We start from the raw sequence: 10,797 nt of genomic DNA, 5'->3' as shown, positions 1-10,797 counted from the left end.
AGGCCGGCATACGCCGGCCTTTTCATTCACCACGCCGGGGCGTGGATCATTCCGATTCCCACCACATCCAGAAGCTGTCCCACAGGCGCTTGAAGAAGCCGGCCTGTTCGACGGCAGCCACGGCGACCAGCGGCGCTTCGGCGACGACCTTGCCGTCCAGCGTGACCTTCACGGTGCCGATCTGCTGACCGGCAGTGAACGGTGCCTCCAGGGTCTTGGGCACGTCGATGCTCGGCTTCAGGTCGTTGTAGCGGCCGCGCGGCACGCTGACCAGCATCGGCTGCGCCACGCCCAGCTGCACCTTGTCGGCGGTGCCCTTCCAGACCTTGTGCTCGGCCACGGGCTTGCCCGGCTCGTACAGGCGGTGGGTCTCGAAGAAGCGGAAACCCCAGTTCAGCAGGGCCAGGCTGTCATCAGCGCGCTGCTTTTCCGACGCACCACCCAATACCACGGCGATCAGGCGCTGGTCGCCGCGCTGCGCCGAACTCATCAGGCAGTAACCGGCTTCGGAGGTGTGGCCGGTCTTGATGCCGTCGACGCTGCCATCTCGCCACAGCAGCAGGTTGCGGTTCGGCTGCTTGATGTTGCCGACCTGGAATTCCTTGATCTTGTTGTACGCGTAAGTTTCCGGGTAATCACGCACCATCGCGCGGCCCAGCAGTGCCAGGTCATAGGCGGTGCTGTGGTGGCCTTCGGCGGTCAGGCCGTGGGCGTTGACGAAGTGCGAGTTCTTCATGCCGATCTTGGCGGCGTAGCTGTTCATCAGCGACGCGAAGGCTTCTTCGCTGCCGGCCACATGCTCGGCCAGGGCGATCGCGGCGTCATTGCCGGACTGGATCGCCATGCCCTTTTCCATGTCTTCCAGGCGTGCGGTCTGGTTGACCGGGAAGCCACTGTAGCTGCCATCGGTGCCGGCGCCGCCTTCGCGCCATGCGCGCTCGCTCATCATCACCTGGTCATCCGCACGGACCTTGCCGTTCTTGACCTCGGCGGCAACCACGTAGGACGTCATCACCTTGGTGATGCTGGCCGGGGCCAGCTGCTCGTGGATGTTTTCGCCAGCCAGCACCTGGCCGGTGGCGTAGTCCATCAGCACCCAGGCCTTGGATACGCTCGGCACCGGCGCCGGGGGGGTGGCAACGGTGGCCGGGGCAGCGGCGGCGGCAGGCGCAGGCGTGGCCGGGGTCGGCAGCGGCGTCTGGGCGGAAGCCAGGCCCACCACCAGGGTGGCGGCCAGGGCGGTGGCGGCGGAACGGAAATTCATTGGACAGCAGGCTCCAGGGGACGGCCAGGAATGGAGGGTGGAACGAAGCGGCCATTGTAAGGCCGGGCGAGCCTGGGCCGGCAGCACCAGCCCAGGCGGGTCAATCCTTGACGATCTGCGGCGAACCCAGGCCCAGACCGGCGATGCGGCCGACAAGTTCCGCGGCACTGGCATGGTCGCTGGCGGGAACGCGCAGCCGGAACAGGGTGCGGCCACCGGCGGCGATGTCGCTGATGGTCGCGCCGACAATGCCGGCCGCGTTGAGCTGGCCCATCGCGCGGTTGGCATTGTCGCGGCTGGAGAAGCTGGCGACCTGCACCATCACCGCGCCGACCACCTGCTGCGACAGGCTGGGGGCTGCTGCCGAGGCGGGCACCGTACGCACTGCGGCCGGCGCGACCGTGCGCGGCGCGGCGCTGGCGACTGCAACCGGCGCCATTGTGGGGCTGCGCACCGGCGGTGCGCTCGGCGGCAGGCTGCTGACCGCCACGTCCGGCACCGCGCTGGCCACGCCCTGTGTGGTGGCCGGCTGGCCACGCGCAGGCGTGGCGTCGGCCGGAAGGCGCTTGACCAGGCGATCGATGTCGCTGTCGGCGGTGGCACGCGCAGCCGTTACCGGGCGCGTACTGGCCGCCGCGACAGCCGTTTCGGCGGCACGGCGCTCGCGGCGCGACGGCTTCTGCGCCAGCAGGTTGCCCTCGCCCGGCTGCAACGCGCGCACCTCCACATTGCCGGTACCGCGCTGGGTGATGCCCAGCCTCACTGCGGCGGCATAACTGAGGTCGACCACACGGCCATCATGGAACGGGCCACGGTCGTTGACGCGCACGATCACCGACTCGCCGTTGTCCAGGTTGGTCACACGGGCGAAGCTGGGCAGCGGCAGCGTCTTGTGCGCGGCGGTGAACTGGTACATGTCGTAGACCTCGCGGTTGGAGGTCAGGCGGCCGTGGAACTTGGCGCCGTAGTACGACGCGGTACCGCGCTCGACATAGTTGCGGGTGTCGTCGAGCACCTTGTACGACTTGCCCAGCACCACGTACGGCGACTTGTTGCCGATGGCCGAACGCTCTTCGGCGGTCACTTCCGGCTCGGGAATGCAGGCGACGTTGGGAATGTAGTCCGGGGTGCTGTCACGCACGCCTGGCTTGTACAGCCCCCCGGCGGTGTAGTTGCCGCGCGTGTTCGGGTCCTCCTTAGCCGCGGCATAGGGCGAGCCTTCCGGGCAATGCGCCGGGCGCGAGCCCCGACCCTGCACCACCGTGCCGCTGGGCTTGCCACCGTGGCCGGCCGTGGCCGGCTTCTTCGGCGCACTGCTGCAGGCAGCCAGCGCGAGGACGATCAAGCTCGGGACCAGCCATCTGATGTTCATGCCGGGGGCAGCTCCTGTCCGGCGATGGCCTGCGACAACTGGAACACGGCCATCGCGTACATCTTCGAGAGGTTGTAGCGGGTGATCGCGTAGTAGTTCTGGAAGCCCAGCCAGTACTGCTTGCCCGTGCTGCCTTCCAGCGTGATCGGCGTGGCCGTGGCGCCTGGCTGCACCGGTGCGCTGGGCTGGTAGCCGCGCTCGGCCAGGTCGGCCAGCGACCAGGTCGGCATCCATTCGGTCGGGTTGAACTCCTCGCGCCCCGGCGCCAGCGTGGCCGGTACGGCCACCTGGCCACCCCGGACCCAGCCGCCCTTCTTTACGAAATAATTGGCGATGGACGAGAACACATCGTCGTAGCTGGTGAACAGGTCGCGACGGCCATCGCCATTACCGTCCACGGCGTAATCGAGATAGCTGGACGGCATGAACTGGCCCATGCCCATCGCACCGGCATAGCTGCCCTTGAGCGTGGTGATGTCCAGCTTTTCCTCACGGCCCAGCTCGAACAGCTTGGCCAGCTCATCGCGGAAGAACAGCTCGCGGCGCACTTCGCGTTCCAGCTTGGCCGGGTCGCCACTGCGCGGGTAGTAGAACGCCAGCGTGTACAGCGCATCGAGCACGCGGTGGTTGCCGGCATTTTTCCCGTAACTGGTCTCCACGCCGATGATCGCCACGATCACTTCGGCCGGCACGCCGGTGCGCTGCTGCACGCGATCCAGTTCGGCACGATGCTGGGCCAGGAACGCGCGGCCGCCATCGATGCGCGCCTTGCTGATGAACATCGGCCGGTATTCGTTCCACGGCTTGACCCGTTCGGCCGGGCGCGACATGGCAGCGATGATCGGCTGGCGCACCTGCGCCTGGTCGAGCACGCTGCTGATCTGCTCCGGCTTCAGCCCATAGCGCTTGGCCGTATCGGCAACAAAGCGGGCCCGTGCGACCTCGAACGGCACCGGGGTGAGATCGACCGGCGGTGCTGTAGCAGCGGCCGCTTCGGGCGCGGCCTCGGCCGGGCCGTGGGCCTTGGTGGCGGGCTGGCGCGGCGTACTGCTGGCCTGGGGCGAAGACGGTGGGGACTTCGGCTGGGTCGCGCAGGCGACCAGGCCGAGGGTGAGCATGCAGGCCAGAGTGCGTCGAATCATCGTCGCAGGTTAGCAGGTCATGGATGAATTAAAACCCCTAACACCATGAATCACAACGATTTGCCCGCGTTCAGCGGGAAATGTGAAGACGTCGTGATCGGGCTTCCCCATTCAGATAGAGGTGGCCGGTTGCGTCCCCATCCCCGCAGACGCAACCGGCGACCGGATCCGGTCGATACCTGCGCGGCTGCCGCTCCCCAGTGGCAGTGCCCCGCGCTCCCTGTATCCGTTGGATCAGTACTGCTCCCGCCCGACGCCCCCTCGCGCTGCAACGATTGACGGCGCGCCGTGCCGAACGGGCCGCCATTGTGCAGGCCGATTACGACAAGTCCATTGATCAAGATCAACGCGGCGTAAAAGTGTGAACCAGCTAACGTTTTTTGCGGACTTTGGTCAGCGGGTGTGCTGTCGTGCAGCGTTGTGAGAACGCTTCCACAGAGAGCGTTGCGCAGAGTCAGGAAGTTTCCAGCCAACGGCGCAGCCCCTCGTGGGTGGTGTCTGGGGTGGTCGCGGAAAGCAGAAGCCACGGGTGGGCCGGTCGGGTTGGGTACGCGGGGGACGCCGTGAATCCGTCCCTGGAGGCTTGGCAGCCGCATCCATGCGGCGGACACCCCCGCGTACCCAATCCGACCGGCCTCTGACAGATTTCGGAGGTCTGCCACCCACGGAGAAGAAAGAGAAGATCAAAAGCGGGTCGCGACGCTGCGCTTGCTCGTGAGCCGAGCATGGATCGGCTCTACACAAGGCAATGAAGCGACCCGCCAGGCCGCCTTTGCTTTTGATCTTCTCTTTCTTCTCCGTGGGTAGACGCGCACGGAACCTGTCCGTGGCCGGGTAGATGGGCTGCGCAGGGGCGTGAGCCGCATGGATGCGGCGACCGAGCTTACATGGATGTACTTGCAGCGTCCCCTGCGCGGCCCATCTACCCGGCCCCACCCATGAACTGCATTGCGCGGTCACCCACGAGGGGCGGCGCCGTTGGCTGGAAACCCTATCCCCCGTGCACGGGTCGGTGCCCGCGCACCGCCATCACCAGCCCGATACCCGCCAGCAGCGACACCGCCGAGGTACCGCCATAACTGATCAACGGCATCGGAATGCCCACCACCGGCAGCAGGCCGGAAATCATCCCGCCGTTCACCAGTACGTACACGAAGAACGCCAAGCCCAGGCTGCCGGCCAGCAACCGTGCGTGCGTGTCGCGGGCGTGCACCGCGATCCACAGGCAGCGGCCGACCACGAACAGGTACAGCGCAAACACGGTGGCCACGCCGATCCAGCCGAACTCTTCGGCCAGCACCGAGAACGCGAAGTCCGTGGTGTACTCAGGCAGGAAGTCCAGCGTGGCCTGGGTGCCCTGCCCCCAGCCGCGCCCGTCCCAGCCACCGGAGCCGATCGCGATGCGCGACTGCAGGATGTTCCAACCGGTGCCGAGCGGATCCGCCGACGGATCAAGGAAGGTCAGCACGCGATCCTTCTGGTACTGACGCAACAGACCGAACCATGCCAGGGGTGCGGCCACCGCAAGCCCTGTTGCCCCGGTCGCCACCCATCCCCAGTGCAGGCCCGCCAGCAACAAGGCGAACACGCCGCTGGCGGTGACCAGCGTTGCGGTACCGAGGTTGGGCTGCATCAGGATCAGTACTGCGGGCATGCCGATCAGCACCGCAGCCGTCAGTACCGTGCGTGGCGACGGCGGCAGCGGTTGGCGATGCAGGTACCAGGCCATCATCAGCGGCAGGCTGAGCTTGAGCAGTTCGGACGGTTGCAGGTAGAACACGCCGAGGTTGAGCCAGCGCTGCCCGTATTTGCCGGTGCCGACCACGTAGACCGCCATCAGCGGCAGCATCGACAACGCATACAACGCTGGTGTCCACGCCCGCAGGCGCAGCAGCGAAACACGCGACAGCAGCCACATCGCCACCAGGCCACCGGCAAAGCGCGCCGCCTGCCCGGCCACGGGGCCGGACACGCTGTGCAGCACCGCCAGGCCGACGCCCATCAGGATCAACAACGCAACCAGCAACGGCAGATCGATCGTGCGCACCGCCTCACGGCAGCCGCCAAGCAGTCGTTTCCATTCCACACGGCCACGGTAGCAATGCGTGCTTGCGTGAAGCTGTCAGCGCGGTGCCGCATTTGTAGAGTCGAGCCATGCTCGACTGCCTTTCATACAGCAGAAGCAGCCGAGCATGGCTCGGCTCTACAAGAATCAGGAGCAGGAAGCGCGGCGGCTAGCCGTAGCCGCCGTGCACCGGGTTGTGGCTGCGCACCGCCATCACCAGGCCGAAGCCGGCCAGCAGTGACACCGCCGAGGTACCGCCGTAACTGATCAGCGGCATCGGCACGCCCACCACCGGCAGCAGGCCGGAAATCATCCCGCCGTTGACCAGTACGTAGACGAAGAACGCCAGTCCGGTGGCCCCGGCAAGCAGGCGCGAATAGGAATCGCGCGATTGGCTGGCAATCCACAGGCAACGCCCGATCACCAGCAGGTACAGCGCCAGCACGGTGGCCACGCCGATCCAGCCGAATTCCTCGCTCAGCACCGAGAACGCGAAGTCGGTGGTCTGCTCGGGAATGAAGTTCAGGTGCGACTGCGAGCCCTCGCCCCAGCCCTTGCCATCGAAGCCCCCGGAACCGATCGCGATCTTCGACTGGATGATGTTCCAGCCGGCGCCAAGCGCGTCCATTTCCGGGTCCAGGAACATCATGATGCGGTCCTTCTGGTACGGCCGCAGCAGCCAGAACCAGGCCACCGGCGCGACCGCGGCCACGCCGCCTACGCCCAGCCCGACCCACCACCACGGCAGGCCTGCCAGCAGCAGCACGAACACGCCACTGGCGGCGATCAGCACACCGGTGCCGAAGTCCGGCTGCAGCATCACCAGGCCGGTCGGTACGCCGATGATCACCAAGGCCACGAGCACGGTATTGAAGCGCGGTGGCAGCGGCATCCTGTGCAGGTACCAGGCCACCATCATCGGCAGGCTCACCTTCAGCAGCTCGGCCGGCTGCAGGTAGAAGAACTTCAGGTCCAGCCACTGCCGGCCGTACTTGCCGGTGCCGAGCACGAACACCGCCAGCAACGGAATCATCGAGATCGCATAGATCATCGGCGTGGCCGAGCGGATGCGCAGGATAGGCACGCGCGAGATGCCCCACAGCGCCGCCATGCCCACCGCGAAGCGCGCGCCCTGGGCCATCACCAGGCTGTCGCCTCCGGCACTCTTCAGGGTCGCCAGGCCGATCACCATCAGCGCGCCGAGGGCCAGGCACAGCACCCAGTCCAGCGTACTGAAGAAGCGGCGCAGCATGTCGCCGGCCCAACGCAGGAACACTCTCATCGTGCGGGCTCCGCAGGGGTCGGCCGTGGCGTGGCCGGCAACGCGGCGGCCTGCGCATCCGGCTGCGGCGCGGGTGCAGGCGCCGGTGCAGGCACGCCGATCAGCACCGGATGTTCTCCCACCTGTGCAGCGGCAAGGTCGCCGGCCTGGCGCGCGCTCGCGTCTTCGTTGTCGAACGCGGTGGCGCCGATGGCAGTGGTGCCGCGCTCGCTGTCCAGCGGCTGCATGCCTTCGGGCATCTTGCCCAGCAGGTAGGCATCGAACACCTTGCGGGCGATCGGCGCCGCGGCTGAACCACCGTAGCCACCGCCTTCCACCGCCACCGCAATCGCGATCACCGGGTTTTCGACCGGCGCGAAGCCAACGAACAGCGCGCGGTGGCGCAGGTGCATCGGCAGGCTCTTCGGGTTCACTGCAGCAGTGCCCTTGCGGCTGATGACCTGTGCGGTACCGGTCTTGCCGGCCATCACGTACGGCGCACCCACCGCCACGCGCCAGCCGCTGCCGCCGGGCCGCATGGTCGCCATCATGCCCTCGCGCACGGCCTGCACGTTGTTGGGGTTGGGGCTGATCGGCTTGCTTTCGCCGGCCGGCATTGCCGTCCAGTCGCTGTCGAATCCTTCGCGCTGCTGGATCACCAGGTGCGGGGTGCGCAGCTGGCCGTCGGCCAGCGCGCTGACGCCGCGCGCCAGCTGCAGCGGGGTGACCTTCCAGTCGCCCTGGCCGATGCTGATGTTGACCGTGTCGCCCGGGAACCAGGCTTCCTTGCGGGTCTTCCGCTTGTACGCCGGCGACGGCAGGATGCCGCCGATTTCGCCGGTGAGGTCGATGCCGGTCGGCTGGCCGAAGCCGTAGTACTCCATGTAATGGTCGAAGCGCTCGATGCCCAGGTCCAGCGCCAGCTTGTAGTAATAGGTATTGACCGATTCGGCGATCGACTTGCGCAGGTCGGTCCAGCCGTGGCCGCCGCGATGCGCATCACCCCAGCCACGTGAAGTGCCGGGCAGGTAGAACATGCCGGTGGACAGCACCTTGTCTTCCGGGCGGCGCACGCCCGAATCCAGGCCGGCCAGGCCGATCAGGGGTTTCAGCGTGGAACCGGGGGCGACGCCACCGAGCACCAAACGGTTGAACTGCGGCCGCGACGGGTTTTCGTTCAATGCCTTGAAGTCGGCATGGGAAATGCCGTTGACGAACAGGTTGGGGTCGTAGGACGGCAGGCTGACCATCGCCAGCACTTCGCCGGTACGCGGGTCCATCGCCACCGCCGAGCCTTCCTGGTCGCCGAAGGCAGCCACCATCGCGCGCTGCAGGTCGGCGTCGATCGACAGCCGCAGGTCCGCACCGGACTGCGCGGCCACCCGGCCGATGGTGCGGATCGCGCGGCCCTGCACGTTGGTCTCGACCTGTTCATAGCCGACCCGGCCACGCAGCTGCTGCTCGTAATAGCGCTCCAGGCCGGATTTGCCGATGTGGGTCAGCGCGGCATTACCTTCGCCGAGGATTTCCAGATCCTTGTCATCGACGCGACCGACGTAGCCGATGATGTGCGCGAACAGATCGCCATACGGGTAGCGCCGGGTCAGGTAGGGTTCCAGCTCGACCCCCGGGAAACGCCAGCGGTCGACGGCAAAGCGCGCCATCTCCTCGTCGCTCATGCGCAGCTTCAGCGTGACCGGCAGGAACTTGCGGCGCGCCTTGCGCGACTTGTTGAACGCTTCCAGCTCTTCCGGGCTGATGCTGATGATCTTCGCCAGCCCTTCCAGGGTGGCGTCCATGTCCTTGACCTTGTCCGGAGTCACGTCCAGGCGGAACGCCGGCACGTTCTCGGCCAGCAGGCGGCCGTTGCGGTCGTAGATCATGCCGCGCCCGGGCACCACCGGCCGCGGCTTGATGCGGTTGGCCTCCGAACGCGTGGCATAGACGTCGTGGTCAAGCACCTGCAGCTTGAAGTACCAGCCGCCCAGCCCCAGCAGACAGACCAGCACGCCCAGGAAACCGAGCGCCGCGCGACGGCGGAACTGCTCGGCTTCGGCGTGTGGATTCTTGACCTGGCGGCGCGGAATCATGGCTCAGCGCCCGCGCTTGCCGAAGCGCACCGCGTCCAGCAGCACGAACACCAGCGGCCACAGGCCCATGCCCAGCAGCGGGGCCCACCAGTACGACCACGGCAGGGTCGGTTCGCCCACCAGGATGTGCACCAGTGCGCTGACGATGCGGTCGTTGAACAGCAGGCCGCCGATGGCCAGCATCTGCTGCGACATCGGGAAGAAGCGGATGCGCGCGCGGAAGCGCTGCAGGATGAAAGCCAGCATCACCAGCCGAAGTGCCTGTTCGCCGAGGACACCGCCGTACAGCAGGTCGGCGATGACGCCGCTGGCGAAGGCGATGCCCAGGCCGACGCGCTCGGGCGCTTCGATGACCCAGTACGCCAGCACCAGCGCCAGCCAGTACGGGCGCAGCGGCTGCAGCAGCGCCGGCAACGGCAGCAGGCCCAGCAGCAGCGCCACCACCAGGCTGGCCGGCAGCACCCATGGGTTGTCGCGCAGGCGGCTCATCGCTGCGCCTCCGGCGTGGTCGGTTGCCGGCCAGCGGCCGGCACTACCGGAGCAGCAGGATCGGGGGAGGATGCGGGGGCAACAGACCTCGTTTGCGACGAGGGCTGTTGCCGGCCAGCGGCCGGCACTACCGGGGCGCTGACCGGAGCTGGCGTCGTTGCTGCTGGCGCGGTTCCCACGGGCACGGTGGCGCCGGTGGCCGGGCCACCCGGGGCGGTTTCTTCCAGCTGCAGGCGCAGCTCCGGCGGAATGCGGATCGCCGCGCCCGGGCGCAGCAGCAGCACGTCGCGGCCGCGGTCCAGCTGCGCCGCCGGCTTCAGTTCGCCGACCAGGAACGCATGGGTGTCGTCCGGTCGCAGGCCGGTGATGGTGCCGACCGGGAAGCCGGCCGGGAAACGACCGCCAAGACCGGAGGTGATGATCTCATCGCCCACTTCCACCCCAGCGCTGAGCGGAATATCGCGCAGTTCCAGCGTGTCGCCGCGGCCATAGACGATCAGGCGAACGCCGTTGCGGGCCACGGTAACCGGCACGGCATGGTCAGGGTCGGTCAGCAGCAGCACGGTAGAGGTGCCGCCGGTGACGCTGATCACCTGGCCCATCAGGCCGCCGGCGTCGATCACCGCCTGGCCGACATGCACGCCCTCGCGGCTGCCGGCATCGAGTACCAGGCGCTGTTTGACCGGGTCCAGGTCGATGTCCAGGATCGGCGCCAGCTGCACGTCCAGGCCACTGCGCTCGGCCACGTTCAGCAGTTCGCGCAGCTGGGCATTGTCCAGTGCGGCGGTCTGCAGGCGGGTCAGGCGCGCGTTGGCCAGCAGCAGCTGGTTGCGCAGCTCGCGGTTCTCGGCGACCAGCTGGCTGTGGCTGGCGGCGGAATCCTTGACCTGGTTGCCGAGCTTGCCGGGCAGGCCGGCCAGTGCCCAGACCGGCTGCACCAGGCTGTTGGCCTGCTCGCGCAGGCGCGCCAGCCAGCCGGCCTGGTCATCGAGCACGATCAGCGTGATGGCCAACGCGAGATAGGCCAGCAACCGCAGGGGGCTGGCGGCATCACCGGATCGGGAGGCGACGGGAGGACCGGCGTAGGGCGGCACGGCAACGATTCAACTGGCAG

General features: G+C 67.6%; 8 protein-coding genes. All 8 read right to left on the bottom strand.

Annotated features, from left to right (window positions below; genetic code table 11):
• Positions 1 to 46: 46 nt before the first annotated feature.
• The 8 genes from N5C25_RS19300 to mreC all read right to left on the bottom strand — a co-directional run bounded on the left by N5C25_RS19300 (position 47) and on the right by mreC (position 10,777).
• Positions 47 to 1,264: a D-alanyl-D-alanine carboxypeptidase family protein gene (locus tag N5C25_RS19300; protein WP_134729964.1), complete on the bottom strand. Its 1,218-nt coding sequence runs from the start codon at positions 1,262 to 1,264 to the stop codon at positions 47 to 49.
• A 100-nt stretch (positions 1,265 to 1,364) separates the two neighbouring features.
• On the bottom strand, positions 1,365 to 2,636 hold the full coding sequence (locus N5C25_RS19295; RefSeq protein ID WP_279937676.1) for a septal ring lytic transglycosylase RlpA family protein: 1,272 nt from the start codon (positions 2,634 to 2,636) through the stop codon (positions 1,365 to 1,367).
• On the bottom strand, positions 2,633 to 3,778 hold the full coding sequence (gene mltB / locus N5C25_RS19290; protein ID WP_058982400.1) for a lytic murein transglycosylase B: 1,146 nt from the start codon (positions 3,776 to 3,778) through the stop codon (positions 2,633 to 2,635). Before mltB ends, N5C25_RS19295 begins: the two co-directional genes overlap by 4 nt.
• 991 nt (positions 3,779 to 4,769) lie before the next feature.
• Complete coding sequence (rodA, locus tag N5C25_RS19285) at positions 4,770 to 5,864, bottom strand: rod shape-determining protein RodA (RefSeq protein ID WP_058982402.1); 1,095 nt, start codon at positions 5,862 to 5,864, stop codon at positions 4,770 to 4,772.
• A 148-nt stretch (positions 5,865 to 6,012) separates the two neighbouring features.
• Positions 6,013 to 7,125: a rod shape-determining protein RodA gene (rodA, locus tag N5C25_RS19280; RefSeq protein ID WP_019660682.1), complete on the bottom strand. Its 1,113-nt coding sequence runs from the start codon at positions 7,123 to 7,125 to the stop codon at positions 6,013 to 6,015.
• Positions 7,122 to 9,194 carry a penicillin-binding protein 2 gene (gene mrdA / locus N5C25_RS19275; RefSeq protein ID WP_021204560.1) on the bottom strand — a complete coding sequence of 691 codons (2,073 nt, stop codon included), beginning with the start codon at positions 9,192 to 9,194 and terminating at the stop codon, positions 7,122 to 7,124. Before mrdA ends, rodA (N5C25_RS19280) begins: the two co-directional genes overlap by 4 nt.
• A gap of 3 nt (positions 9,195 to 9,197) precedes the next feature.
• Positions 9,198 to 9,683, bottom strand: a complete 486-nt coding sequence (gene mreD / locus N5C25_RS19270) for a rod shape-determining protein MreD (protein ID WP_021204559.1) — start codon at positions 9,681 to 9,683, stop codon at positions 9,198 to 9,200.
• Positions 9,680 to 10,777 carry a rod shape-determining protein MreC gene (gene mreC, locus N5C25_RS19265; RefSeq protein WP_279937674.1) on the bottom strand — a complete coding sequence of 366 codons (1,098 nt, stop codon included), beginning with the start codon at positions 10,775 to 10,777 and terminating at the stop codon, positions 9,680 to 9,682. The genes mreD and mreC overlap by 4 nt, the downstream gene beginning before the upstream one ends.
• Between the last annotated feature and the right edge of the window lie 20 nt (positions 10,778 to 10,797).

This window comes from Stenotrophomonas sp. GD03958, assembly GCF_029839005.1.
Classification (GTDB): Bacteria; Pseudomonadota; Gammaproteobacteria; order Xanthomonadales; family Xanthomonadaceae; genus Stenotrophomonas; species Stenotrophomonas hibiscicola.
This window is presented reverse-complemented; position numbering and strand designations above follow the sequence as displayed.

Coding starts and splice junctions, on each gene's coding strand:
- N5C25_RS19300 (WP_134729964.1), bottom strand. CDS start 1,264: ATGAATTTCCGTTCCGCCGCCACCGCCCTGGCCGCCACCCTGGTGGTG.
- N5C25_RS19295 (WP_279937676.1), bottom strand. CDS start 2,636: ATGAACATCAGATGGCTGGTCCCGAGCTTGATCGTCCTCGCGCTGGCT.
- mltB (WP_058982400.1), bottom strand. CDS start 3,778: ATGATTCGACGCACTCTGGCCTGCATGCTCACCCTCGGCCTGGTCGCC.
- rodA (WP_019660682.1), bottom strand. CDS start 7,125: ATGAGAGTGTTCCTGCGTTGGGCCGGCGACATGCTGCGCCGCTTCTTC.
- mrdA (WP_021204560.1), bottom strand. CDS start 9,194: ATGATTCCGCGCCGCCAGGTCAAGAATCCACACGCCGAAGCCGAGCAG.
- mreD (WP_021204559.1), bottom strand. CDS start 9,683: ATGAGCCGCCTGCGCGACAACCCATGGGTGCTGCCGGCCAGCCTGGTG.